The following is a 25058-nucleotide window of genomic DNA, read 5'->3' on the forward strand; positions in this document are numbered from 1 at the left end:
GACGCAGGAGGGGCCGGAGCGGTAGCGGAGCCCGGAGCAGCGTGAACGACTGATGCTATGAGTACAAGAGTAGAGAGCCCCTGTGTATGCATTGTATAACGTGCATATACAGGGGCTTTAATGTTGAGTTATTCAATAGCTAAAAAGTCTTAATACCGCAGTGTAGCGCCGAGCCAGGCCATGATGCCGACGCCATTTTGAATGGCGGCTTCGTCAACATTGAAAGTGGGCGTATGTACGCCGCTGGTAATGCCTTTGGATTCGTTCATGACGCCGAGGCGGAAGAAGCAGGCTGGTATTTGCTGGGCATAATAGCCGAAGTCTTCGGCACCCATCCGCATTTCGGTTTCTTCAATGTGGCTGTCGCCAAAATAAGTGGCGGCTAACACTCTTGCATTGCTGTTGAGGCGTTCGTTGTTGAGCACAGTGGGATAGCCTACATCGATATGTACACTCATATCTACACCCATAGCTTCGCCGAGGTGCTGCACATGGCGGCGAATGAGTGCGTGTGCTTTGAAACGCCACTCTTCGTTCATGCAGCGCAAAGTGCCCATGAGCTTTACTTCGCTGGGAATAACGTTGGTGGTATGCCCGCCCTGAAAAGAGGAAATGCTGAGCACGGAAGGGTTGAAAGGATTGTTGTTGCGACTGATGATTTGCTGTAGTGAAATCACCAAGTGTGAGGCTGCCAAAATGGTATCGCTGGTGAGGTGCGGAGCAGCAGCATGGCCACCTTTGCTCTTCACGGTAAAATACAATTCATCGGCGCTGGCCATAACGGTGCCACTGCGAAAACTCAACTGACCGGTAGGCAAGCCCGGATGTACATGCAGCGCTATAATGCCGTCGGGTTTGGGGTTGCTGAGTACGCCATCTTTAATCATGAGGCTGGCGCCACCGGGATTTTTTTCTTCGCCGGGTTGAAAAATGAGTTTCACCGTGCCTTCCCAATGTTCTTTTGTTTCATGAAGAATGCGGGCTGCGCCCAACAGGCAAGTGGTGTGTACATCGTGCCCACAAGCATGCATAATGCCTGGTCGGGTACTTTTGTAGGGCAGATCATTTTCTTCCTGAATGGGGAGTGCATCAATATCTGCACGGAGTGCAATGATCCGGCTGTCGGGATCCTTGCCTTCTATAAGCGCCACTACGCCGGTGGTAGCCATTACTACGAAAGGAATCCCCAGCTTATTGAGTTCGACTTGTATAAAAGCGGATGTTTCAAATTCCTGATAGCTGAGCTCCGGATGGCTGTGTAAATGATGGCGTATGGCTATGCAGTCCGATTGATATGCAGCTGCTTTTTGTTGTATAATTTCTTGTAGAGTTACAGTCATCCTTAATATTCTTTTTCGCCTTTTTCGGCGGCTAATATTTTGGCTTCTTCTTCGGCAGTTACTTTAATGATGTCGTTCATCACAAACAAACTACCCGTAAAATATTTGCTGAGTTCTTTCCTGAATTTTTCTGCGTCTTCCCGTTTTACAAAATCGCCGGCTTTGAGTTTGAAATACGGTGCCTGATAGGCCATGTACACGCCTTTGTCGGGAAAGTATTTGAGCAGGTCGGCCTTGGTTTTGTTGGCCAGGTCGCGGTTGTTGCTGTTGAGCACCATCACCCGGTAGCCTTTCCATTGGCCTGCGCTGTTTTTGTACACCGATACCTTGTTGATTTGCGCCTGCTTTTCTGCCAGCCAGTTTACTCTTGGGTCGGCATGTACCACTGCGGTAGCGGTGCTGTCTGTTTGTTGAGCATGCAATGCGAAGCTGCACAGGAGCAAGGCTGCAATGACGGGTAAAAATTTAGTCCAGTTCATAGCTGCAAATTTAACGGTGGGGGTGTAGTAGCTGTTGCGCAGCCTGTTAATATTGGGTAGTGGATGCTTTGCCCTGTGCCAATGCAATGCCGCTGCTGGTACCTAGGCGGGTGGCGCCGGCATCCATTAGTGCTTCAGCAAAAGCTGCATCTCTGATGCCACCAGAAGCTTTGATTTGGATGTGGGCAGGCAGGTGTTTGCGCATCAGTTCAACGGCATGAACGCTGGCACCTTTTTCGGCGTAGCCGGTAGAGGTTTTCATAAAATGCACACCTGCTGCACCATAAATTTCGCAGCATTTGATGATTTCATCATCGGTGAGAACGCCACTTTCGATAATTACTTTGATGGTTCTGTTGTTGGCAGTAATCACTGGCATCAGGTGGTTGATTTCATTCGCCACAAATGTCCAGTCGTTATTTTTGATGGCCGTAAAGTTGATGACCACATCGAGTTCATCGGCACCATCTACAATTGCCAGCAAGGTCTCGGCCAGTTTGGCTTCGATGGCCGAGTAGCCAAAGGGGAAACCGATAACAGTAGCCACTTTTACGCTGCTATCTTCCAAAGCCTGCTTGGCTTGTTTTACAAACAGCGGTGATACACATACGGCGGCAAAACCATGTGTTTTGGCTTCTTCGCAGAGTAACTCAACCTGGCTGGCCAGCATACCAGGTTTGAGTAATGTATGGTCAACGGCGGCGGCTATATTATGCTTCATGTTCGATGCGGTGTTTTTTGTTTTCAAAAAGATTGTGCAGCGTCCACGGAATGCTGCGTACAAAATGTTGCTTGCGGTGTGGGCATTCTTGCACCTGACAAATGCGGCAGCTGAAGGGCAGGCAGCCATCGGTGTGGGTGAAGATTTCTAAACTACTACCAAACTCATGCCGCACTGCATTGGTGAGCAGGTCTACTTCGGCGTGGGCTTCGTGTACATTGAGGTACCATGGAATGGTGAGGTGGCAATCAACATGCATTTGATTGCCGTATTTGATGATGCGCAGGTTGTGCAAGTCAATCCAGTTTGGCTGGCGTTCTTTGTTGAGCAGCGTTACCATTTGTTGCAACAAATCGGTGTCGGCTTCATCCATAATGCCGGCTACGCTTTTGCGTACAATACCAATGCCGGTGAAGATGATGAGCAAGCCAAACAGCAATGCCACGGCACTATCCACCCATTGCCATTGGGTAAACATGAGTAGCAATAAACCGGCTACCAATCCTGCTGTGGAGTAAGCATCACTCTTAAGGTGCTTACCGGTAGCTACAATGGCCAGCGAATTGTTTTTCCTTCCTGTATTTTCAGCAATCATGCCGGCAAAATAGTTGACCACCCCGCTTATAGCAATGAGCACAATGCCAAAATCTAACTGATGCACAGGCGATGGATGCAACAATTTTTGAATGGCTTCATACATAATCCAAACACCTGCTACGGCAATGAGTGTACCTTCTACACCGGCCGATAAAAATTCAGCCTTCCCATGTCCGTAAGGGTGATCTTTGTCGCGGGGTTTTGCCGCCACGTACAAGCTGTACAAACTGATGCCCCCGGCTACCACATTTACAATACTTTCCAGTGCATCGGTAAGTATGGCCACGGAGTGGGTGAGGTAGTACGCTGCAAATTTGAGCAACAGCAGTACAACGCCTACCAATGTTATCCAGCGTTGTATCCGAAAGGATTGTAGCGTTGCTTCACGTGCAGGCATTTGTGTAAATTTATATCAAGGTTATTTTTGGAACGATGGCGCTGTTTTTGCGTAGCATGGCCGCTACACCACAGTATTTTTCCAACGAAAGAGATACTGCTCTTTTTACTTTGTCTTCATCTGCTGGTGCGGCATCAATTTTGTATTCAATAATAATGTCTTGAAAAACCTTTGGATGCTCAGCTACAGGTTCGCTTTCGGCTTCTATTTCCAGCTGTGTAAAAGGCACTTTCATTTTGGAGAGAATTTCCACTACATCAATGCCACTGCAGCCGGCAAGGCCGCTGAGCAACAATGCTTTCGGGCTAAAGGCCAGTCGCTTACCGTCGGGGCCGGTAGCACCATTTAGTTCAATAGCATGTCCGTCATATTCACTTTCAAAAGCCATGTCTTTCGACCATCGGGTGATTGTCTTCATTGGTTTATTATTGATGTTTTAATGTTGCAGCAATACAGATGCGTTACTTAAGTGCAAACTCGTACCGGGCATTTACTTCTTCCCAGTTTACTATGTTCCACCAGGCAGCTATGTAATCAGCCCGTTTGTTTTGGTATTTCAAATAGTAAGCATGTTCCCATACATCTAATCCTAAAATGGGATAGCCTTTCAATTCACTCACATCCATCAGCGGATTGTCTTGGTTGGGGGTGCTGCCAATTTTCAATTGTTTATTAGCATCTACTACCAGCCAAGCCCAGCCACTGCCAAAGCGGCCCGTACCCGCAGCGGCAAAAGCAGTTCGCATGTCGGCTGCTGAACCAAACTGTTTTTCGATGGCGGTTTTGAGTGCAGCAGGCATAGCCGCACCACCGGGTTTCATAAAGCGCCAAAAACTTTCGTGGTTGTAATGGCCGCCGGCATTGTTGCGCAGCTTTGCACTGTACTTGCTCATGTTGGCAAACAAAGTTTCTAATTGCTTGGTATCAGGAGCTTCAGCAGTCAATGCTTCGGTCATATTTTTTGTGTATGCAGCTGCATGCTTCGTGTAATGTATTTCCATGGTAGCTGCATCTATGGAGGGCAGCAAAGCATTGTAATCATAACCCAAAGCACGTTGTGTGAGTGCGGGGGTGCCTGCATAGAATTTGCTGGCAGTAGCTTGAGCCTTATTGCCACAAGCACTGAGGCTGGCCAATGCACCACCTGCTACCACAATACCTGCAGCAGCTTTCGAACCTTCGGTTAAGAAATGTCTTCTTTTCATGCGTTATTTTTTGTGGCATTGCGCCGGATGAATTTTTTAAATTGTACTGCTGTTCTGTAGTAAAATTCTTTGTTGAAAAGCTGCGAATCCCGCATGGCTTTGTAACCCAGAAAAATACCAATGGGCACCAGCACAATGGAAGGCAACCAAGTGCCTACAAAGGGAGAAAGTACCGCTTCTTTGGCCAGCTTTTCGCCAGTAGTATTGAGCAAATGGAAAATGGCAAAAAAGATAACGGCAAAAACGAGCGGGGTGCCAATGCCGCCTTTGCGAATGATGGAGCCCAGCGGTGCACCAATCAAAAACATTACAAAGCATGCAAAAGATAACGCAAACTTTTGGTGCAGGCCAATCATATACTCCCTTATTTCGCGGCTGCGGCTATTGTAGTCTGCATAAAATAAATCCATCGAAGTTTTAGCTGCATTAATTTTCGACAATGCCATATCGGCCAGTATTGTTTTGGTACTATCGGGGAAAATAGCTTGCAAATTTTTTGGGGCTTTTTGTACAATGGGCAGCTTGAGTTTACCACTGTCGTATTGCGTAGCAAAACTAAAATTGGCACTCACTTCATTGCGAATGCGTTTGCTGAGTGAATCTTTTTTTACCACCACCGAATCCATAAAATGCTTGAGCTGCCTTACACTCAGCATCCGGTAGTTGTCTTTAAACAAACTGTCGTTTGATTGTACCCTGAAAAAACTGGTGAGGTCAAATATTTTTTCATATTCATCAAAGCCAACCCTTATGAGTTCAGTGTTGGTAGTGCTTCGCATGCCTCGTTCTTCGTAGCGGGTGCCGTGCTTCAGGTGAAACTTGAGGAAACGCTTGTCATTGCTCACCGTCATGGAGCCACTGTCGGCCAGCAGCAGATTATCTTGCAGGTAGTTGCCTTTTTCGTAAATGATCACATCTTTAATCAACTGCCCGTCGTTTTCTTTGCTACCCAGTTTAATTACATAGCCTTCTATGTTGTCGTAAAAAACACCAGGCTTAATATCGAATGCTGGTTTGGAATACACAATCTCGTACTTCAGTTTATTCAGTTTGAGATTGACAATAGGAATGATGTTGTTGTTGAATAAAAAAGCCACACCTACAATAAGTAAACTGGCTAAAAAAATGGGCCGCATAAATCTCAGCAACGATATGCCGGCAGATTTAATGGCAACGAGTTCATAGCTTTCGCCGAGGTTGCCAAAGGTCATAATGGTGGAGAGCAGCATAGCCAGTGGTAATGCCACAGGCACCCAGCTGGCGGCTACATACAACACTACTTCGCCCAGCGTGGCCATATCTATACCTTTGCCCACAAAATCATCAATCCATAGCCAGAAGAATTGCAGGATGAGTACAAAAATGGCGATTAGAAAAGTGGCAAGAAATGGACCGATGAAAGCCCGTAGTATCAGTTTGTCTAATTGTTTAATCACTCCGTGTAATGGATTTGCCCGTAAGGTCGCCAAAATTAGCACTTTCAGCTGCAGAATGGCAGTTGGCTTCGCAGGATGCTTTCATTTTAACGAAGCACCGCATTATTGCTGATGTGTATGAAATTTTCGGATGTCTGGCCGATGTGTATCGCCAGCAGGCGGCATCGTTGACTGTGCAACACCCGCAGGCTTTTTTGGGGCAGCCCAAAATTTCGAAAGGGGAGCAGTATGAACAAATGCCGTGGGTAATGCTCGATTATCCCCGTTGTTTTGACAAACATGGAAATTTTGCCATCCGTAGCTTTTTCTGGTGGGGGCATCATTTCAGCATCCGTTTGCAGCTATCCGGTGAGTATGCATCAAGATTTAGGCCGATACTGCCACAACTACAACAGCAGGGTTGGCTTTGCGGCAGCACCAGCAATCCGTGGAATTATGAGTTGCCTAATGCTGAGTGGAATGAGCATACGGATTGCACTGACACAGCAGCCAACGTTTTTTACATAGCTGCAAAAAAAATACCTGTATCCCAATGGGTACAGGCATTTCAATTTTATGCGGAGGCATACCAGCAATTGGTAGCCGCTTTGCAAAAGTGCTAGTTGCCAAGGCGGTGAAACAGGTCTTTCACCTGATATCCCCACAGCTGGCTCTGGTCTTTGATTTCGTTTTTTTCGGCAAAATCGGTAATCACCAAAATTGTTTGGTTGCTTACTTCCGTTTTTTCAATCCGAAATTCAAAAAACTCTTCGGAAGGGGCATGCAGCCAACGAAATTTTACAAATTTGTCTTGTTCCTGCTCTACTACTTCGGCTTTTTCGGTACTACCATTCCAGGTAAAGAGCCAAACGTTGTCTTTATCATCTACTTTATCTGCAAACCATTCCTGCAAACCGTTGGAGGTTGCCAGAAATTCGTACAAAATGGTGGGTGAGCACCTAACAGGATATTCCAGTGTGAATTTTTGCTTCTTAGTCATCTACTCGCAGAAGTTATTGTGGTTCAATGTTGCGATCGGTGCAATAATAGAAAATTAATCGACGCCTCAAAATAAATTTTACAGGTCCGTCTGTTGAGATGAATTACCTGAAACCCTCCACAAACAAGGGTTTGCGGGATTATTTTTCTGTTTTATCACTAGTTTTTTTTGGATTGGGGTTTCACTATCCCTTAACTTTCCTACTGAGAGTAAGGCCCCGGAGTGCGAGATTTTGGCATACGACCACTAACTACTACCCATAACAAACACACATTTTCAACCACCAAAAATTCTGCTCTATGAGTATGCGCCAACTCAAGATTACTAAATCTATTACCAACCGGGAATCGCAAAGCCTGGAAAAGTATCTGCAAGAAATTGGTCGGGTGGAACTCATCTCACCCGAAGAAGAAGTTCAATTAGCCATCCGCATTAAACAAGGCGATCAGCGGGCACTCGACCGGCTGGTAGGGGCCAACCTGCGTTTTGTGGTAAGTGTGGCTAAGCAGTATCAAAATCAGGGGCTTACCCTGAGCGACCTCATCAACGAAGGCAACCTCGGCCTCATTCGTGCCGCCCAGCGGTTTGATGAAACAAGGGGGGTCAAATTCATTTCTTACGCCGTTTGGTGGATTCGCCAAAGCATTTTGCAGGCCCTGGCCGAGCAAAGCCGCATTGTACGGCTGCCGCTCAACAAAGTGGGGCTCACCAACAAAATAACCCGGTCTTTCAACCAGCTGGAGCAGGAGTACGAACGGGAGCCCACGCCGGAAGAACTGGCCGATGTGCTGGAAATGGGAACCGATGAAGTGGCTGCCACACTGAGTATTGGCGGCAGGCATATCAGCATGGATGCACCCGTTTCTGATAGTGAAGATGGCTCATTGATAGACCTGATGGCCAACCCCAATGCCGATCAGGCCAATGCCAACCTCGACCACCACGAATCGTTGAAAACAGAAATCACCCGCAGCCTCAATACCCTCACCGAAAGGCAAAAAGAAGTGCTCTGCTATTTCTTTGGCATCGGTATCGATAATCCACTGAGCCTCGAAGACATTGGCCATCGCTTTCACCTCACCCGGGAGCGGGTGCGGCAAATAAAAGACAAGGCCCTGGCAAAACTCCAAAGCACCAACCGATCCAAGCTGCTGAAAGTTTATTTGGGAACCTGATTCGGTTCGGTTCCTTCCCTTAATTTCGCACCTCATTTTTAGGATGTAATCTTGCTTGATTGCATCCTTTTTTCTTTGTGTATTAAAAATCAAGTTTCATGTTCGAATCATTATCGGAGCGGTTAGAGTCGGCGTTTAAAAATATTAAAGGCCAGGGGCGCATCAACGAACTGAACATAGCCAATACGGTAAAAGACATTCGCCGGGCACTGGTAGATGCCGACGTAAACTATAAGATAGCCAAGGATTTTACCGATAAGGTGAAAGACAAGGCCATGGGCGAAAAAGTACTGCTGAGTGTGAGCCCCGGCCAGCAAATGGTGAAGATTGTACAAGACGAACTCACCGAACTGATGGGCGGCAAAGCCAGCGAATTCAACATCACCGGCAATCCTGCAGTTATTTTAATTGCCGGCTTGCAGGGTAGCGGTAAAACCACTTTCAGTGGCAAACTGGCCAATTATCTCAAGAGCCAAAAGAAAAGTCCGTTGCTGGTAGCAGCCGATATTTATCGCCCTGCGGCCATCGATCAGCTGCATGTGCTGGGCGAGCAAGTACAGGTGGATGTGTACAGCGACAGGGAGAATAAAGATGCGGTGAGCATAGCCAAAGCTGCCATTGCCGAAGCCAAAGCCAAAAATAAAAACGTAGTCATCATCGATACTGCCGGCCGCCTGGCGGTAGACGAAGTGATGATGACCGAAGTAGCCAACATTAAAGCCGCCGTGAATCCCACAGAGATTTTGTTTGTGGTGGATAGTATGACCGGTCAGGATGCGGTGAACACGGCTAAGGCCTTCAACGACCGCCTCGACTTCAGCGGCGTGGTGCTCACCAAACTCGATGGCGATACCCGGGGTGGTGCTGCCATTTCCATACAGTACACGGTAGATAAGCCCATAAAGTTTGTAAGCAACGGCGAAAAAATGGATGCACTCGATGTGTTCTATCCCGACCGTATGGCGCAGCGTATTTTGGGCATGGGTGATATTACCACTCTCGTAGAAAAAGCGCAGGCTCAGTTTGACGAAGAGCAAGCCAAAAAGCTGGAAAAGAAAATCCGTAAAAACCAGTTCGACTTCGAAGACTTTTTGCAGCAGATTCAGCAAATCAAAAAAATGGGAAACATGAAAGATTTGCTGGGCATGATACCCGGTTTGGGCAAGCAGGTAAAAGACCTGGATATTCCCGATGATGCATTCAAAGGCATTGAAGCCATGATACACAGCATGACGCCCGAAGAAAGAGCCAATCCTGATCTTATCAACCCTTCCCGCAAAAACCGCATTGCCAAAGGCAGCGGCAAAAAACTGGAAGAGGTAAATGCCTTCATGAAGCAGTTTGAGCAAATGAAGCAGATGATGAAGATGATGAACAAAATGCCGATGGGTGGCATGATGGGACGTCGATAAGTCGTTGAAAAATAATAAGCAAGTGGCGCCGGGATCATTCGGCGCCACTTCTTTTTTTGCTTACCATTGCGCCGCATTTTTTAGTCTGAAAAATCTTATCGCATCTTCACATGAAACAACTGCTCACCGCCTGCATGCTGTTGCTGGCACCAACGCTATTTGCCCAAAACAATATTGCCATTGGCAATAATGCGCCAGACTCTTCGGCCCGCCTCGATGTGCAGAGTAGCACACAGGGCCTGCTCATTCCCCGGCTGACTTCTGCGCAGCGCAATGCCATGCCCAAAAAAGCCGTAGGCTTGCTGGTGTACGATACCGACAAACAAACTGTAATGATGTACAATGGCAGCAGTTGGAGTGCCTTGCTTTTTGGAGACCCTTCTTCTCTGCCACCAGCTTATAGTCAGCCACCTACTTCATTCTTCGGGCAGGGCTATGGCTGTAGTGTATCCATCTCTGGCAACTGGGCTGCAGTAGGTGCTTTTGGCCACCACGACCAATTTGAAAACGGCGAATACGGTGCTGTATTTATGTACGAAAAAGTAAATGGCAGCTGGACCTTTCGCCAATTGCTGAAAGCCAGCGACCGTGCCAGTGGCGACCGCTTTGGTTTTAGTGTAAGTGTAAACGGCACTGCAATGGTATTAGGAGCCAGCCTCGCTGATTTACCCTCCAAAGCTGATGCCGGAAAAGCCTATGCTTTTCGCTACAATGGCAGTACTTGGGTACAGGAAAAAATAATGACCGCCAGTGATGCCGCGGCTGAAGATTACTTCGGTACCAGTGTGGCGCTTGATGGCACATTGGCCATTATTGGCGCACCTGGCAAAGAGTATGTAAACCAGCCGCCCACCCGCAACAATGAAGGCGCCATTTACATTTGGCGTTACGCTTCGTTTTTGCCCGATTGGGTGCAGGACTACCGCGATATCTGGGATCAGGGAACCGGGAATTCTAAATACGGCAGCAGTGTTTCCATTGATGCTACTACGGGTATTGCAGCCATTGGGGCACCGGGCAACAACAGCAACAAAGGCGTGGTGGCCATCAAGTACCGGCAGAGCAATCCTGAGTGGGCATTAACTTTTTATACCAACTCGGTTGCTACGGGTGGCCAGTATGGTACCAGTGTTTCCCTCAAAGGCAATTATCTGGCAGTGGGTTCTCCTTATGAAACTGGCGTAGGCTCCATCGCCGGTGCAGGACGTGCATACGTGTACAAATTGGAGTATGGCACTTGGAACTACCACGCCGACGTGGCCGTATCCGATGCCCAAAATGGGGATATGATTGGCGCCAGTGTTTCACTAAATGGAGACTATCTGGTGGTAGGTATGCCGGGTAAAAATGTAAATGGCTATGCGGCACAAGGGCAGGCATTGGTGTACAAACTTGGTACCACACAAGGCGCTTTTGGTACAGTAACAGCCTGCCTTCGTCAGCGGTCTATTACCGATGGTACTACTACCCCCAATAATAATTTCGGAACTACGGTTACTGTAAATGCAGGCAACGTAGCCGTTGGCGGGTACTTTTTTAATATGGGTAATGGCAAAGTGGCCTTTATCAACGTAGAATAACCATGCCAGCCGGGTTTGGGGTAATTTTTCGCTTTGATAAATGTCAAAAAATAGCCATTTCGACAAGCATTTTTAAAAGAGAATTGCTCATATAATCGTCGGGCGCTACTTTTGCCATCCCAAATCATTGGGAGAGTTTTAAAATTTATTGTTTCACGCATTTAAATGTCTATTTAAGATGCCAGTTAAAATCCGCTTGCAGCGTCACGGATCGAAGAAGCGTCCGTTTTATTTCATCGTAGTGGCAGATGCCCGTTCACCCCGCGATGGAAAGTTCATTCAGAAATTAGGTACTTACAATCCCCTGACTGTACCTGCTACTATTCAAATTGACCGTCAGAAGTCATTGGAGTGGTTGCACAAAGGTGCTCAGCCTACCGACACTGTTCGTCGTATCCTGAGCTTCAAAGGCGTATTGTACCTGAAACACCTGCTGCGTGGTGTAAAGCTGGGTCTGTTCGACGAAGCTACTGCTATGGTTAAATTCCAGGCTTGGCACGAAGAACATGAAGCCAACAACGCCCGCCGCTCAGCCGCCAATCGCCGTCAGGTGAAAGACAGCCGTCAGGCTCCAGTAATTAAAAAGGTAGAAGCCGCCGCTCCTGTAGCAGAAGCTCCTGCTCAAGAAGCTGCTCCTGAGGCTCCTGCCGCAGATGCTGCTGCTGAATAATTACTCGTTCAGACAAATTATCGTCCCGCTTCGATTCTATCGGAGCGGGATTTTTTTATGTGCATCGCCAATACTTTTGTACCATGATAGAAACAGTTTCGGTGGGTAAGTTGGTAGCCGTAGTAGGCTTGAAAGGCGAAATGATTTTGCAACACGCTCTGGGCAAAAAAACAGATTTGCAAGGGGTGGCCGCCTTGATGATTGAAGAGAAAAGCGGTTCCAAACTGCCTTATTTTTTGCAGGCAGCCAAGGGCAAAGCCCCCGATGAAGTAGTGGTGCAATTAGAAGGTATCGATAGTCGGGAAAAAGCCACGGCTTTATTGCAAAAGCAAGTGTGGCTGAAGAAAGACGATTTTGACAAACATGTGGCCAAGCATGCATCCATCTCGCTGCTCGGTTTTATGGTGATTGACCATGGGAAAACGCTGGGCGAAATAGCGGAAGTGATTGAACAACCGCACCAATTGCTCTGTACCATTTTCATCAACGAAAAAGAAGTATTGATACCCCTGCACGAAGACAGCCTGCTGAAAATAGATCAGCAAAAAAAGCACGTGCATGTACTGTTGCCAGAAGGGTTGTTGGAGATTTATTTGAATGCCTAAATAAGTTTGCAGTTTGCAATTCGCAGTTTCCAATCATCAACGTATTTGGATTTTCAGCAGTTATCTTTTGGACAGATGATTAGCGTTCCTGCAAACTGCCCACTGCAAATTGCAAACTCTCGTTGCGAACTACCACTCCCAAACAATAAAAGCTTTTTCTATCAACCGCCGCATTGCCCATATTGATCTCGATTCGTTTTTTGTTTCGGTAGAGCGGCTACTGAACCCCGACCTTATTGGCAAACCCGTAATTGTGGGCGGCACCAGCAACCGTGGTGTGGTGTGCTCTGCCAGCTACGAGGCCCGCAAGTTTGGTGTACACAGTGCCATGCCCACGGCTCAGGCTGCCAAGCTTTGACCGCAAGCCATTTTTGTATGGAGCGGCTCCGGCCATTATCACCATTATAGCCGCATGGTAACGGATATTATATTGGCGAAAGTGCCGCTGGTAGAAAAAGCCAGCGTGGATGAATTTTACCTCGACCTCACGGGTATGGACAAGTTTTATCCGGTTTTCCCGTATCTGTTGTCGTTGAAAAAAACGATAGTGCAGGAAACAGGATTGCCCATTTCATTTGCCCTTGCCAGCAACAAACTCATTAGCAAAATAGCCACCAATGAAGCCAAACCCAATGGCGAAATAGAAATACCTGCCGGCACCGAGCAGGCTTATCTGGCACCCATGCCCATTGGCAAAATACCTGGCTGCGGTAGCAAAACCGTAGAACTGCTGCAAGCCAAAGGCTTACGCTTGATTGGCGATGTAGTAAAAAACGGGCCGGAAAAACTGGAGCATTGGCTGGGCAAATGGGGCCTCGATTTGTACCGCAAATCGCTGGGGCAGGATAATGGTGCTGTGACGCCTTACCACGAACAGAAAAGCATCAGCAGCGAAGAAACGTTTAGCGAAGACACCAATGACATTGCATTTCTGGAAAAAGAAATCAGCCGCTTGGCTGAAAAGATAGGCTACGAACTACGGCAGGATGGTAAACTGGCTGGTTGTGTGGCCATCAAAATCCGTTACGAAAATTTCGAGACCCATACCCGCCAACAGGTGATTGATCATTCGGCTTCCGATTTGGTGTTCATCCGCAAAGCCAAGGCTTTGTTTCATGAAGCCTATGACCGAAGCCGCAAAGTGCGGCTTATTGGTGTAAAGCTCAGCCAGCTGGATACCGATGTGTTTCAAATGAATTTGTTTGACAATCCGGAGCAGGACAAGCCTTTATTCAATGCCATTGACGATATAAAAAAACAATTCGGTAAAACGGCATTGTTTAGGGCAGGGGCACAAAACACCGCCAAAGACAAGGCCCGCAAGCCCGATGATTTGTGGATTAACCGCAACGCTAACAATAAGAATGAGTAGCCTTCCGGAGGCTTTTACAACAGGCCTGTTTTCCAGCCCCAGCCTGCTACGGCCACCACTATTACCAGCAGCCAGAAGAACAACAATTGCCCAAAGCCTTTGCCTTCTGATACGAAAGCATTGGCCATGAGGCTGCCTGCCGGAAAGCTGAGCAGGGCCAACATGCCGGCTGTATTGCCTTGCGGCAGTAGCAGTCCGGGTAGCATGAACAGCCCCATCATCAGCAGGCTGTACCAGTTTTTTCTGCCTTGAATAACCATGCGGCGGGTTTGCTGCTGCCAACTGTTAAAGCCTGCCAGCAACCACACCAATGCCATGCTGATGCACAGCCACCCGTACCACGACATGGCAGTTGGCCATTGTATGTGGCCCAATGTTGGCAAATGCGAAGCAGGGTGCCAATGATTGGTCAAAAACTCTGTGGCCAGTACAAAATAAACCGGCGTAAGCATGCCTGCGAGCAGCAGTACCCACTCTGCCAGCCTGAACGGCCGCATAAATGCCAAACCGATAAAACAACCGGGCAAAACCCAAATAAAAGGATGATACAACAAGTAGCCCAGGCCCGATAAAATACCTGCGTTGATAATGCTTGTACGTGGGTGCTCTGATTGGTACAAGCGGGTGAGTGAAGCAAATGTGCCAATGAGCAATGGCAGCACCAGCAGTGCAGGTAACATTACATTGCTAAAAGGAAACAATGAGCTGAACAACAGCATACTCATGGGTACCAGCACGTGGCGCTGTGCAAACATGCGGCGATTGCTGGTTACAAAACCACCATACAGCACGGAAGCCATTAATGCTACCAATCCAAAGCCAAATAAAAAACCGGGAGTGAAAGAGCCGCTATTCGAATTGAGCCATTGCGACAGCATGCCACCATCTGGCATGTACATGGGTTGTGATACAGGTGCCGATACATAGCCCACCTTTAGTAAGATGGCCAGCAATAACAGTGCAGGCACTTGCAGCGAACTCCTTTCTTTAAAATACCCAATCAACGGTTGCAGCTTTTTGTGAAAGGCACAAATGTAGGTATTGATACAAAGGGTAGCAGGCTTTCTTTGAAGGAAGATGACAATCGTTTATTTCAAAAATTCGAGACGGGCAAAGCACAGCGAATTGCGGTACAATGTGGGAATGATAACGACTTTGCGATCTACCTGCTTTGAAAAACGTGGCATAAACTTATAGTCTCTCGTTTGGCTTTTTATAGTGGGGTTGCGAATCACCCGGCCTTCCGGCGTCAGTGTTTGATAGGCCAAAACAGTGTTGCGGGCTTCCTGATCGTTGTACAGATAATGCAAGCCAGCGCCGGTATTGACAGCCTGATAGCTAATCATGCCACTGTTGTTATCATCTAATTGAGATTTTATCACCTGATTGGTGAGCAGCATTTTACCATTTTTATCGAAGGCCAGAATGATGATATTTTCGGCGTGGTAGCGGGTAATGTCGTTGCCGCCATAGCTCCAAGGCGAACGCAAACCCCATGGTGAACCCCAACCCATGCCTCCCCAAGAATAATAACCCAAAGGGGGCGCAAATGGGTTAAACATATTCCAACGGTTATAGGTCATACTGCCACGGCTGGTGGTATAGTTGCTTTCAGCATTCATCAGAAAAGCACCATCGCTACGGATGGTAATGTCGTGAATGTAAAAATCGTTGAAAGCATTTTTAGCGGTGTTGGGGCCGCGGTTATCTTCTCTTAATTGTGCATCGAAAGGCACGGTGTTTTGCACCACCCAGTTGTCGGCAGCTTTGTCAAAAATGGCATTGGCTACACCTTCAATTACCGTTTTGCGGCCGGGGTAGTAAAAGCCGGTAAAAAGATACCGGTTGTTGTAGTTGTCAATTTTCAGTTTTACCTCATCAAGGCTGTAATTATTCAGTACCAATTCACGGGTATGAAATGAATCTGTATTGGCAGCTTTCAACAGCAGAAAAAACTTGGTGATGTTATCGTTGCTGCCCACCCTGATGCCGCGTCCAAACACCATGTTGCCGTTATTGTCGATATCAAAGTCGGTGAGGAAATCGTTGCGGTCATTCATGTTCAGTCCCAGTTGCTGTGTGCTGTGCTTGAGGTTTAGCTCTTTATCAAACAGTAAGGTTTTGAACTGATAGCGACGTTCATTTTTAGTATTGATGCGGAAAGCCATGATCTGGCTTTTGTCTTCGCTGGCAATAACGGAGTAAATTTTTTCGTCGGAAAAATTGCCGATGATGGTGGTGTCAATGGTGATAGGTTCTGTCAGGTTTTTTCCATTGGCATCCAGCTTTACAGCCATCAGCGATACCACCCCTTTTTTCTGAAACTGATAAAACATAAAAGCATAATCGGGGTAGGCTACAAAACTGGCTTCTATGGTTTTTTCGGGCATAAAAGTCAGGTCGTTTTTGGCCACCAGCTTCATCTCCTGATTGTACACCGAAATGTAATTGATGCTGCGGTAGTTTTTATAAATCAGGTATTGATTATTGTACTGACCAATGATTTCAAAATTGATTTGGCGGGCCTCGTCGCGGTCGGGCTCACTGTAGGTAAGTTTTTGCGACAGCAAATTATTACTTATAAAAGCCAGGCTGCAGAGGGTCAAAATATGGCGGAAGTATTGCATAATCATCAATTAATCGTTTTTCAATGCCGTTGTATCTATAACAAATTTGAGCCCCGTTTGGTATCATCGGTTATAAGGCGGCAAAAAATTAACCTTCTTATCGCACAAACACGTCTTTTTTCAAGAAGCCTGTTAAGGTAAACCATTGGGAGTACATGGTATACCGGCCTTTAATTTCTTGTCCTCTCAGGGCAAACAATACCCATAACAACAAAGAAGCGCCCCATTTGATGAGATATTCCACGGCTTTTTTTGCAACGGCTGTTTTTCCATTTTCCATGGCCACCCGTATGCGTTCTTCACTACCCGTTTTCAAAAACAGTTTTTTGAAATAACCAAACGTGAGGCGGTGAGCATCTATGTTGTGATACACCAATGCTTCGGGCAAAAAATACACGGCTTTGTTGAGCTGCGTAACTGCATGATAGATATGCTTGTCATCGCCCCGGAAAGTCAACTGATTGTTGAAGCCTCCGGCTTGCAACATTAGCTCTTTGCGGTAGGTCATGTTGCAACCTATGGGATACTTCATCTTGCCTTCAAAAATGCGGATGGGTTCGCCATGATCTACCCGGCCAATAAAACCGTTGAGGTATTTGTTCATCCAGGCCGGCTCGGGGCTTTCGGAATACTTGGGTAGCACCCGGCCTCCGGCACCGGCGGCCTCGGGGTGAGCTTCCATAAAAGTAGCAATGCTGGCTACAAAATGAGGCACGGCTTCTGCATCATCATCAATAAACGTAACAATGCCGGCACGGGCTTCGGCAATGCTGCGGTTGCGGGCATAGCTCAAACCTTTTTGCGGCTCATGCACATACCTAAAAGGCAGCTGCGGATGTGCCGCTATAAATGCCTTTACGATTGATGCGGTATCGTCGGTGCTGGCATTGTCTACTACTATCACTTCCCACTCATGGGCGGGCATGGTTTGCTCGGCCAAACAGGCCAAACATGCACCAATAAATTTTTGCCGGTTGTACGTACAGATTGCTACAGAAATGCGGGGCGCAGTTTGCATAGGCCTGCAATTTACCGAGGCCACAGTTTTGTACGCCATTTTTCCCACAGGGCTTGCAATTCTTCACTCAGGTGAAACCGCAGCACCATGAACACGAAGAGGGCACCAAACAGCAGGCTGCGCAAAATGCCATCTATAAACAAATTGCTGTATGCCGGAATGAAGTACACTGCCGCAATGAGAGCACTGCCACCCAGCAACACGGCGGCATTGCGCCAGGTAAAGGGTTGCAGCCCGAATTTTTTCCAGAGAAAAACAAAGCGGATGCCATTGTAAATGCTCATGGCAATCACATTGGCCAGTGCAGCGCCCATCATGCCATAGTTGCGGATGAGCAGGTAGTTGAGCGGAATGCCAATAACAGAATAAACCAGTGTGCTGGCAAAATCGAAACGCCAAAAAGTAGAGAGCTGAATGAGCATGGAGTTGAGACCCGTGCCCAGGTTGATCCAGCGGCTTACAATGAGTACTGCCAGTGGCATCACCATGGCGGCGTAGGCACTGGGAAAATAGCGTTCGATGTTGTGCAGGTTTACCAAAATAAGGCCGCCCAAACCCATGCCTGCCACCAGCAGGTTGATGCAGCTTTTGCGGTACACACTTAGCAGGCCGGTCATGTTTTTGGCCCGCCAGTATTCGCTAATAAGGGGCACACTGCTCGTTTGCATGCTGCGCATCGGCACTTCTACCACCTGCCCAAAATACTGGGCCACGGCATACACACCCGCCTGGCTGAAATTGTACATGCTGGCCAAAAACAAAGTGTCGCACACCACAAACGCAATCTGGCTGATGGTGGTCATGAAAACAAAACTGCCGAGGCTCAGCATTTTGTACTTGAGCCTGCGGGTAACCTTGCTGATGCGGAAGTGGAGGGGGAGCCCATGGTGCTTCCGAATCATGTAAATGAGAATGGCTGTAGCTGGCAGGTAAATGCAAGCGAAGAGTTGCATAAAGCCATCGAAGCTGACCATCTGCCAGCCAAAAAGTAACAAGCATGCAGTGGTGAGCAATCGAAACACCAGTTCTTTGAGCGTATTGGCCAAAATGGTTTTGCCGGCAAACCAGGCATACAACTCCATGTATAAAAAAGTGCCCTGAAAAAGAATGAACAAACTCAACGTAAAATAGTAGGGCGAAAACAGCGGATTGTTTTTGCCAAATACCATGACTATTTGTGGTTTGAGTATTTGTAACAACAATAACACCATGCCCATGCCAATGGCAAAAAAGCCCATGGTAATGGCGGGCAAGTCTATTTCGTTTGGCCGTAGGTGGCGTTTGTAAAAGGGGAAGAATTTAGCAATAACAGGAGTAGTGCCCAGCGTGGCAACATTGGCCAGTAATACCGCCGCTTCTGTAATCACTCTTGTAAGCCCCCACTGCTCTGTACTCAAAATTTTGGGCTGCAGTACAATGAGGTTAAGAGCCCCCACGCCAAAGCCGGCAAAAATAACCAGCGTAGACAGAATTGATTGGCGTTGAATGGTGGTTTGGCTCATAGTGTTGCCTTGCAAAGAAATAGAAAGCAGCACATATGCCGAGAGAATGCTAGCGAATCAGGGAGAATAAACCTTTGTGCTCTACAATTCCACAGGCGGTTTCTGCAACTACAATGTAGGCATACTGACCGGAAGGCTGAGCAGTACCATTGCGTTTGCCATTCCAGCAGTCACTCGCTTTTGTGGTGGTAAAAATCAATTCTCCCCAACGGTTATAAATTTCAAACTTGTACACTTTTACATCGCCCCATTTACCTATACCAAAACAATCGTTTAGCCCATCGTTGTTGGGAGTAAAAGCTGTTGGCATTTGAAATAAGCCCATATTCTGGCTCATTGAAATTTTTAAGTTTACGGTATCCGCCGCTACGCAGCCAACATCATTCACCACTTTTACCCAATAAGTACCAGATTGACTGATGTCAATTTTCTGTGTTGTACTACCAGTGCTCCACAAATAGCTGGTGCCATCGTTTCCGGCAGAAAGTGGAAAGGAATTTTTGATACACAGCACGGTATCATCACCGAGGAAAACGTTGGGTACCTGTAATTGACTATAGTTTATACTGTCTGCAAAACTGTTACCGCAGGCATCTGAAATGGTAAGCCAGTAGTCGCCTGGTGAAGTAATTCGGGTGCTGATGTTTTGCGAGTTGTTGCTCCAGGCATAAGTGGCGGCATTAGAGGGCCCCGTCAGTGTAAAACTGCTGTCACCGCAACTTCGGATATCATTGCCCAGTGAAAACGGACTGGCCTTGGGCATTTGCCGAATGATAATACTGTCTCTGTAAGTATTGTTGCACAAATCCTTTACCTCTGCCCAATAAATACCCGGCTGTGTAATTGTAATGCTGGAGCTGTTTTCATTGGTACTCCAAGTAAATGATGGCATTTGCATATTCGCATGGAGTGTCTGTGAAAAATTTCCACAATACAATGTATCGTTGCCCAGATTGGTGTAAGCAGGAGCGTGTTGTGTAATGTTAATCGTATCACTCATCGCTTGATCACATATATCCCAGGCAGTTAACCAATAGGTGCCGCTGGCTGTACTGCTGGTAAAGTTTGTCGTATCGCCATTGCTCCATAAATATCTTGCGTACTGATTGGGAACCGACATTGGCCATTTATTGACGCAAACAGTAGTGTCATTTCCTAAAGAAAGAGGCGAGGTGTTTTGGGCTCTGTTGATGCGAATCGTATCAGAGTATTGCTTGCCGCAGCTATCTGTCACGGTTAAATAAAAAGTGCCTCCAACCGAAGTGTTGATAGATCGGGCAGTACTGCCATCATTCCACACATAGCGAAGCATACCCGGTGGGCCATCTAGGGTAATAGGACCGCTTTGGCAGATGTTTGTATCAATGCCTAAATCAAATATTGCACTTGGTGGCAGGCGAACAAATACGGAATCTCTGGCAGAACAGCCGCTTCGAAATTGCGCATCTAACCAATACCAACCCGGTTGGGTGGGTTGAATTAAAGCTGTTGTTTCTCCGGTATTCCAACTATAGTTTGTCGCATCATTCAATTGTTTTCCTATAGTCAGTGTCTCGCCTGAACATTGGGTAAGCGTATCTCCAAGATCGATTGATGGCGCTTCCATTACAACAATGGTTTTGCAGAAAACAGACTGATTCGCCTGCCCTTCATTCATGTGTAAGGTCACATTATAAATACCGGGCTGGTTGTACGAATAAACCGGCGGATTGAAAGCATCGGAAGTCGGAATGTTTGTACTGGAGCAGTTGGCAAACGAGAACACAGTGAACGTGTTATTACGCACATTGGTTACAAAAAAATTAAGTTGATTACCTGTTCTGAAAATGGTAGAAATACTATGCGGAAAGTTCATGTTTCCGATATTACCTAAATCAGTGGCGGCAGGAGCATCATTCAGGAGTGAGTTGCCAAAATCAAGTTTCGTGAGTGCCGAAGAATTGGCATTGACCACAAAGCCGAAACTATTACCGCAGTCTCGTATCAGTGTAATGTCTCTCGGGGCATTGAGGGAATTGTTGCTGATGGTAAGATCTTTTACAACCGGTACAGTAGTCACATCGTTGCCAAAATTCAATCGGATGATCCGGTTGTCATCCTGACTGACTACAAACAAATAATAATTGCTGTTGTCGTCAATGCCAAAAACGCCTGTAGGAAATCGTAGGTTGCCAACATTGCCTAAGTTGGTAGCAACGGGTGTACTATTCAGGTCACTGCCAAAATCAAAACGTGTTAAGGTGTTGTTGTTGGCACTAACAGTAAAACCATGCCACTTGCCGTTTTTATAGAAAATTGAAATGTCTACAGGAAAGTCAATGCCGCCTATAACTCCATAGTTTATCGCCGTTGGTGCATTCAAAAGACTACTGCCAAAATCAAGTTTGATAAAAGATGATTGAAGACCCTGGCCACCTACAATAAACGCCAGCCATTGGTTGCCATTTTTGATAATTTGAATGCCTTCCAGATAAAGTGGCATAATGCCAAAATTGCCAAGCTCTGTTTTCGTAGGGTTGTTGTTGAGGCTGTTGCCAAAGCGGAACCTGGTTACGGTTCCGCTAATATGGTTTACAACCAATCCAACCCATTCGCCTTTGTCGAAAGCATAATCCATAAAAACCGGTGTGGTAGATTCGGGTGCAACAGAATAATTATTGGCGGTTGGAATTTGATTGAGATCTCCGGCACAAAAATTCCAGAAATAGGGTTGGCCAAATGGGCTGGTGTTTTGTATTTGAACAGCTGCACTCACGCAAACGGTGTCAGGTGCTACAAAAGAGGCTGTCTGTCCTGCTGTAGTTACCGGCAGTACAACCCATTGCAATAGAAAGAGTATCCAAAATAATGAAGTCGGCCTCATGAATGCTGCAATAACTGTGTGATTTTGTTAGGTAGTTGTGCGAAATGTTTGATAGCTGTAAAATCGAGGAAGGACTAAAGGAAAGGGAATTGTTTTTTCTGATAGCAAGATAAGTTTGATTGAGAAATAAGCCTTTTTTATTTACAAATGATGTCGTGAATTTGGGGTAAAAAATGCTACTTGCAGCAATTGGTAAGGTTTATCTTCTTTCCCTGTTGCATACGTTTTTACCAGGCGCAAAAACATTTGATACGTAATTGGCAAATGGAGATGAGGAGTTAACAGCCATCAAAAGTTTAGCTCTGCTAAGCCTATCGGGTTAAAAGCATCAACCAGACAGGACTAGCACTAGACTGAGCGTTTTTTATGCAGTCGTTTTTATTAAAATTCTGCCGGTATAATCAATCCTGTTCAGCAGTACAGGCTGTTTGTCAAAATATTCCAGCACTGCTTTTTTGGCTCCCTGCCAATGGCCGAAGTCATCGATGATGAGTGCTCCTTGCGGAGCCAGCAAGGGATACAAATGCTCAAGTTCATGTTTGGTGCTTTCATACCAATCGGTATCCAGTCGAAGCAGCGCAATGGCGGCTGGTATGGTAGCTGGAATGGTATCTTCTACCTTGCCCTGCACGTAATGAATATTTGCAGTAGGGTAGCCGGTGAGTTGCATGTTTTGCTGTACATCTTGTAAATCGGCAAAGGCCCAAATACCGGCCGTTTTATCATGCGTAGCTAATAGTTGTGCTGCATCGCCACCGGCCAAATCTTTGTCGGCCTCGGTAGGTTCGCTCATGCCTTCAAATGTATCATAGAGGTACAGGTGCCTGTTTTGTACACCCAGTTGTTTCAATGTAAGGGCAATCATCATGCTGCTGCCGCCCCGCCACACGCCGCATTCTACAAAATCGCCGGGCAAGTTCTTCTCAATGGTATAGAGCACTGCTTTATGCAATGCATACAGCCTTTCGGGGCTGGTCATGGTATAGGGTTTTACCTGTTGGTACAACTCCATAAAAGGTTCATCGCCCATCATATCGCCGGCAACGGGTTCTTCCATTTGTTTTTTGGTAATTACGTAGCCGAGTTTGCCCAACACCTTATTGGCGAGTTTGATAACCATTGAATTGCCTGATTTTCGGGCAAATTAATGGAATCGTTAGTTTTGGCCCTCATGAATTATACCGCCGCTATATCATCGGTTCCAAAGGCTTTCAATCCGGGCATCACTTCCCCCACATGGATTACCAGAAAACTTTTGCTGCATGCCGTGCTGCAACATGCACCTGCACTCAAAGGCAAGCTGCTCGATTTTGGCTGCGGTGCCAAACCTTACCGGTCTTTGTTTTCGGTAGATGAATACATCGGCGTAGATTTTCAAGGAGAAGGGCACGACCACAGCAACGAACAAATTGATGTGTACTATGATGGCAAAACATTGCCATTTGATAACCATAGTTTCGACAGCATTTTTTCAACAGAAGTGTTCGAGCATGTATTCAACCTGCCGGAGATGCTCGATGAATTGAACCGGGTACTGAAGCCTGGCGGGCAAATGCTCATCACCTGTCCTTTTGCCATTTGTGAGCATGAACAACCCAACGATTTTGCCCGTTATACTTCATTTGCCATCCGGCATTTGCTACAGCAGCATGGGTTTGAAGTAGTACAGCAAGAAAAACTGGGTACCTCTGTGCAAGCACTCTGGCAAATGCGCATTACCTATTGGAACTTACATGTATTGTACAAGGTGCGCAATATTCCTGTGATAAGAAGTGGTGCAAGATTATTTTTCAATAGCATGATGAACGCAGCTGCATGGTTGTGTAATGCTATTCTTCCTTTCTCTAATGATTTATACCTGAACAACCTGGTGTTGGCCAGAAAAAAGTAAAAAAACAGGTATGAAAATCGGCATCATTTCAGTCATACACGAACCTTGGGGCGGCAGCGAAGAGCTATGGGCCAGCATGGCCGAAATAGCTTTGCAACAAGGGCACGAAGTGTTGTACTGTACATTGCGTTTTCCTCGGCAAGCCACCAAGGTAAAAGCCTTGCAGGCAAAGGGTTTGAAGCTGGTGTACAGAAAGGGTTACGTGCCAAAGCCTGAAGCTTCGTGGAAAAGGCAATTGAAAAAAGCAGGCTTGCTGTTGCAAAGCCAATGGCGCAATCCATTTCAATCATTGATGGATGCAAAGCCTGATCTTGTTATTTACAATGGCACTACTTTTTCAGCCATTGAGCATCCGGAAATTTTTGATTGGTGGAAAACATCGACTGCCACAAAAATTATATTGTCTCATTTTTTGCCCGAATACAATGCAGTCTTGCATCCGCATAGGCGAAATCAGTTAGCTGATTTTTTTCAGCAAGCAGCCCATTGTTTTTTTGTAAGTGAACGCAGCAAACAAAATACGCAAAAGGCATTGGCGGTGGCGTTGCACAACAGCAGCATCATTCGCAATCCCGTGAATATGCCGGACATCACGGCGTTGCCGTTTCCTCCTTTTCAAAAAGGAGTAGTGCAAGTGGCTATGGTGGGCAACCTGCTGGTGATGCACAAAGGACAGGATACGATGCTGCAAACGCTGGCACAACCAACTTGGAAACAATTGCCCTGGCACCTCAACGTGTATGGCCAAGGCATGGACCAACCTTACTTGGAGCAATTGGCTGCCCTATACGGCATTGCCGAAAAAATTACTTTTCATGGACGAGTGGCGGATATACGGCAACTTTGGTCGCAGAACCATTTGTTGCTGATGCCATCCGTAATGGAAGGCATGCCATTGGCAGTGGTAGAAGCCATGCTTTGCGGCAGGCCGGTACTGGCTACAGATGTAGGCGGACACACTGAGTGGATCACCAATAATGTGGATGGATTTATTGCTGCGGCCGCTTCTGTACAATGCCTGAGCGATGCGTTGCAAAGGGCCTGGCAACGGCAACATGAATGGGCCCGCATTGGGCAAATGGCACACGAAAAAGCTATGCATTTGTATGACCCGCATCCGGGACAAACACTACTCACACAATTAGAAACAATAGTTGCTTCCCGGCAATCGAAGTAGCAAATAGATGAA

Annotated in this window: 23 protein-coding genes and 1 pseudogene; 10 read left to right on the forward strand and 14 right to left on the reverse strand. The window is 46.7% G+C overall.

The annotated features are described in order from the left end of the window. Nucleotides 1–149 precede the first annotated feature (149 nt). Genes V7Q13_RS00195 through V7Q13_RS00225 form a run of 7 tightly spaced genes read right to left on the reverse strand, consistent with a single transcriptional unit; the run spans nucleotide 150 to nucleotide 6175 of the window. Nucleotides 150–1340, reverse strand: coding sequence for a M20 metallopeptidase family protein (locus V7Q13_RS00195; RefSeq protein ID WP_333798665.1), 1191 nt, complete (start codon nucleotides 1338–1340; stop codon nucleotides 150–152). Between the two features lie 2 nt (nucleotides 1341–1342). Next, entirely contained in the window at nucleotides 1343–1819 is a 477-nt protein-coding gene (locus V7Q13_RS00200; protein ID WP_333798666.1) for an SPOR domain-containing protein, read from the reverse strand. Nucleotides 1820–1865: 46 nt separating this feature from the next. After that, on the reverse strand, nucleotides 1866–2540 hold the full coding sequence (gene deoC, locus V7Q13_RS00205) for a deoxyribose-phosphate aldolase (RefSeq protein WP_333798667.1): 675 nt from the start codon (nucleotides 2538–2540) through the stop codon (nucleotides 1866–1868). Beyond that, nucleotides 2530–3534, reverse strand: coding sequence for a cation diffusion facilitator family transporter (locus tag V7Q13_RS00210; protein ID WP_333798668.1), 1005 nt, complete (start codon nucleotides 3532–3534; stop codon nucleotides 2530–2532). The genes deoC and V7Q13_RS00210 overlap by 11 nt, the downstream gene beginning before the upstream one ends. A gap of 10 nt (nucleotides 3535–3544) precedes the next feature. Next, a complete protein-coding gene (locus V7Q13_RS00215) occupies nucleotides 3545–3952 on the reverse strand; it encodes an OsmC family protein (protein ID WP_333798669.1) in 408 nt (135 codons plus the stop codon). Between the two features lie 43 nt (nucleotides 3953–3995). Beyond that, nucleotides 3996–4739 (reverse strand): superoxide dismutase, encoded by a 744-nt coding sequence (locus tag V7Q13_RS00220; protein WP_333798670.1) that lies wholly within the window; start codon nucleotides 4737–4739, stop codon nucleotides 3996–3998. Continuing rightward, nucleotides 4736–6175, reverse strand: a complete 1440-nt coding sequence (locus tag V7Q13_RS00225) for an LptF/LptG family permease (protein ID WP_333798671.1) — start codon at nucleotides 6173–6175, stop codon at nucleotides 4736–4738. Before V7Q13_RS00225 ends, V7Q13_RS00220 begins: the two co-directional genes overlap by 4 nt. Before the next feature lie 8 nt (nucleotides 6176–6183). Between V7Q13_RS00225 and V7Q13_RS00230 the strand changes: the two genes are divergently transcribed. After that, nucleotides 6184–6777 (forward strand): hypothetical protein, encoded by a 594-nt coding sequence (locus tag V7Q13_RS00230; RefSeq protein ID WP_333798672.1) that lies wholly within the window; start codon nucleotides 6184–6186, stop codon nucleotides 6775–6777. On the opposite strand, the gene V7Q13_RS00235 is transcribed toward V7Q13_RS00230, so the two are convergent. Beyond that, on the reverse strand, nucleotides 6774–7154 hold the full coding sequence (locus V7Q13_RS00235) for an START-like domain-containing protein (RefSeq protein ID WP_333798673.1): 381 nt from the start codon (nucleotides 7152–7154) through the stop codon (nucleotides 6774–6776). The two genes, V7Q13_RS00230 and V7Q13_RS00235, sit on opposite strands and share 4 nt — an antisense overlap. Before the next feature lie 299 nt (nucleotides 7155–7453). Between V7Q13_RS00235 and V7Q13_RS00240 the strand changes: the two genes are divergently transcribed. From V7Q13_RS00240 to V7Q13_RS00270, 7 genes and pseudogenes are all read left to right on the forward strand, one after another. Further along, entirely contained in the window at nucleotides 7454–8329 is an 876-nt protein-coding gene (locus tag V7Q13_RS00240; protein ID WP_333798674.1) for a sigma-70 family RNA polymerase sigma factor, read from the forward strand. A gap of 98 nt (nucleotides 8330–8427) precedes the next feature. Then, a complete protein-coding gene (gene ffh, locus V7Q13_RS00245; RefSeq protein WP_333798675.1) occupies nucleotides 8428–9741 on the forward strand; it encodes a signal recognition particle protein in 1314 nt (437 codons plus the stop codon). Between the two features lie 110 nt (nucleotides 9742–9851). Next, nucleotides 9852–11321: an FG-GAP repeat protein gene (locus V7Q13_RS00250; RefSeq protein WP_333798676.1), complete on the forward strand. Its 1470-nt coding sequence runs from the start codon at nucleotides 9852–9854 to the stop codon at nucleotides 11319–11321. A 178-nt stretch (nucleotides 11322–11499) separates the two neighbouring features. Then, complete coding sequence (rpsP, locus tag V7Q13_RS00255; RefSeq protein WP_333798677.1) at nucleotides 11500–11991, forward strand: 30S ribosomal protein S16; 492 nt, start codon at nucleotides 11500–11502, stop codon at nucleotides 11989–11991. An 83-nt stretch (nucleotides 11992–12074) separates the two neighbouring features. Continuing rightward, nucleotides 12075–12596 (forward strand): ribosome maturation factor RimM, encoded by a 522-nt coding sequence (gene rimM / locus V7Q13_RS00260; RefSeq protein WP_333798678.1) that lies wholly within the window; start codon nucleotides 12075–12077, stop codon nucleotides 12594–12596. A gap of 109 nt (nucleotides 12597–12705) precedes the next feature. Then, nucleotides 12706–13203 (forward strand): annotated as a pseudogene (locus tag V7Q13_RS00265) (DNA polymerase Y family protein); the annotation flags it as partial. Between the two features lie 75 nt (nucleotides 13204–13278). Next, the gene (locus V7Q13_RS00270) at nucleotides 13279–13968 is read left to right on the forward strand and encodes a DNA polymerase Y family protein (RefSeq protein ID WP_333799366.1); all 690 of its coding nucleotides are present in this window, start codon (nucleotides 13279–13281) and stop codon (nucleotides 13966–13968) included. 14 nt (nucleotides 13969–13982) lie between these two features. Here the strand turns inward: V7Q13_RS00270 and V7Q13_RS00275 are convergent, their stop codons facing one another. From V7Q13_RS00275 to V7Q13_RS00300, 6 genes are all read right to left on the reverse strand, one after another. After that, on the reverse strand, nucleotides 13983–14972 hold the full coding sequence (locus V7Q13_RS00275) for a DUF6427 family protein (RefSeq protein ID WP_333798679.1): 990 nt from the start codon (nucleotides 14970–14972) through the stop codon (nucleotides 13983–13985). A gap of 84 nt (nucleotides 14973–15056) precedes the next feature. Further along, nucleotides 15057–16595: a hypothetical protein gene (locus V7Q13_RS00280; protein WP_333798680.1), complete on the reverse strand. Its 1539-nt coding sequence runs from the start codon at nucleotides 16593–16595 to the stop codon at nucleotides 15057–15059. Nucleotides 16596–16692: 97 nt separating this feature from the next. Continuing rightward, entirely contained in the window at nucleotides 16693–17613 is a 921-nt protein-coding gene (locus V7Q13_RS00285) for a glycosyltransferase (protein ID WP_333798681.1), read from the reverse strand. Between the two features lie 11 nt (nucleotides 17614–17624). Then, nucleotides 17625–19115, reverse strand: a complete 1491-nt coding sequence (locus tag V7Q13_RS00290; protein ID WP_333798682.1) for an oligosaccharide flippase family protein — start codon at nucleotides 19113–19115, stop codon at nucleotides 17625–17627. 49 nt (nucleotides 19116–19164) lie between these two features. After that, nucleotides 19165–21870, reverse strand: a complete 2706-nt coding sequence (locus tag V7Q13_RS00295; protein WP_333798683.1) for a gliding motility-associated C-terminal domain-containing protein — start codon at nucleotides 21868–21870, stop codon at nucleotides 19165–19167. A gap of 472 nt (nucleotides 21871–22342) precedes the next feature. Then, on the reverse strand, nucleotides 22343–23098 hold the full coding sequence (locus tag V7Q13_RS00300; protein WP_333798684.1) for a TylF/MycF/NovP-related O-methyltransferase: 756 nt from the start codon (nucleotides 23096–23098) through the stop codon (nucleotides 22343–22345). Nucleotides 23099–23125: 27 nt separating this feature from the next. On the opposite strand from V7Q13_RS00300, the gene V7Q13_RS00305 reads away from it, so the two are divergent. Further along, entirely contained in the window at nucleotides 23126–23869 is a 744-nt protein-coding gene (locus tag V7Q13_RS00305; protein WP_333798685.1) for a class I SAM-dependent methyltransferase, read from the forward strand. A gap of 10 nt (nucleotides 23870–23879) precedes the next feature. Further along, on the forward strand, nucleotides 23880–25046 hold the full coding sequence (locus V7Q13_RS00310) for a glycosyltransferase family 4 protein (protein WP_333798686.1): 1167 nt from the start codon (nucleotides 23880–23882) through the stop codon (nucleotides 25044–25046). The last annotated feature ends 12 nt before the right edge of the window (nucleotides 25047–25058 follow it).

This window comes from Phnomibacter sp., from assembly GCF_036803085.1.
In the GTDB taxonomy this organism is placed as follows: Bacteria; Bacteroidota; Bacteroidia; order Chitinophagales; family Chitinophagaceae; genus Phnomibacter.

Excerpts from the sequence above, each read along its gene's own strand:
- V7Q13_RS00195 (WP_333798665.1), bottom strand. The coding sequence starts at position 1,340 with ATGACTGTAACTCTACAAGAAATTATACAACAAAAAGCAGCTGCATAT.
- V7Q13_RS00200 (WP_333798666.1), bottom strand. The coding sequence starts at position 1,819 with ATGAACTGGACTAAATTTTTACCCGTCATTGCAGCCTTGCTCCTGTGC.
- deoC (WP_333798667.1), bottom strand. The coding sequence starts at position 2,540 with ATGAAGCATAATATAGCCGCCGCCGTTGACCATACATTACTCAAACCT.
- V7Q13_RS00210 (WP_333798668.1), bottom strand. The coding sequence starts at position 3,534 with ATGCCTGCACGTGAAGCAACGCTACAATCCTTTCGGATACAACGCTGG.
- V7Q13_RS00215 (WP_333798669.1), bottom strand. The coding sequence starts at position 3,952 with ATGAAGACAATCACCCGATGGTCGAAAGACATGGCTTTTGAAAGTGAA.
- V7Q13_RS00220 (WP_333798670.1), bottom strand. The coding sequence starts at position 4,739 with ATGAAAAGAAGACATTTCTTAACCGAAGGTTCGAAAGCTGCTGCAGGT.
- V7Q13_RS00230 (WP_333798672.1), top strand. The coding sequence starts at position 6,184 with ATGGATTTGCCCGTAAGGTCGCCAAAATTAGCACTTTCAGCTGCAGAA.
- V7Q13_RS00235 (WP_333798673.1), bottom strand. The coding sequence starts at position 7,154 with ATGACTAAGAAGCAAAAATTCACACTGGAATATCCTGTTAGGTGCTCA.
- V7Q13_RS00240 (WP_333798674.1), top strand. The coding sequence starts at position 7,454 with ATGAGTATGCGCCAACTCAAGATTACTAAATCTATTACCAACCGGGAA.
- ffh (WP_333798675.1), top strand. The coding sequence starts at position 8,428 with ATGTTCGAATCATTATCGGAGCGGTTAGAGTCGGCGTTTAAAAATATT.
- V7Q13_RS00250 (WP_333798676.1), top strand. The coding sequence starts at position 9,852 with ATGAAACAACTGCTCACCGCCTGCATGCTGTTGCTGGCACCAACGCTA.
- rpsP (WP_333798677.1), top strand. The coding sequence starts at position 11,500 with ATGCCAGTTAAAATCCGCTTGCAGCGTCACGGATCGAAGAAGCGTCCG.
- rimM (WP_333798678.1), top strand. The coding sequence starts at position 12,075 with ATGATAGAAACAGTTTCGGTGGGTAAGTTGGTAGCCGTAGTAGGCTTG.
- V7Q13_RS00270 (WP_333799366.1), top strand. The coding sequence starts at position 13,279 with ATGCCCATTGGCAAAATACCTGGCTGCGGTAGCAAAACCGTAGAACTG.
- V7Q13_RS00280 (WP_333798680.1), bottom strand. The coding sequence starts at position 16,595 with ATGCAATACTTCCGCCATATTTTGACCCTCTGCAGCCTGGCTTTTATA.
- V7Q13_RS00285 (WP_333798681.1), bottom strand. The coding sequence starts at position 17,613 with ATGCAAACTGCGCCCCGCATTTCTGTAGCAATCTGTACGTACAACCGG.
- V7Q13_RS00290 (WP_333798682.1), bottom strand. The coding sequence starts at position 19,115 with ATGAGCCAAACCACCATTCAACGCCAATCAATTCTGTCTACGCTGGTT.
- V7Q13_RS00300 (WP_333798684.1), bottom strand. The coding sequence starts at position 23,098 with ATGGTTATCAAACTCGCCAATAAGGTGTTGGGCAAACTCGGCTACGTA.
- V7Q13_RS00305 (WP_333798685.1), top strand. The coding sequence starts at position 23,126 with ATGGAATCGTTAGTTTTGGCCCTCATGAATTATACCGCCGCTATATCA.
- V7Q13_RS00310 (WP_333798686.1), top strand. The coding sequence starts at position 23,880 with ATGAAAATCGGCATCATTTCAGTCATACACGAACCTTGGGGCGGCAGC.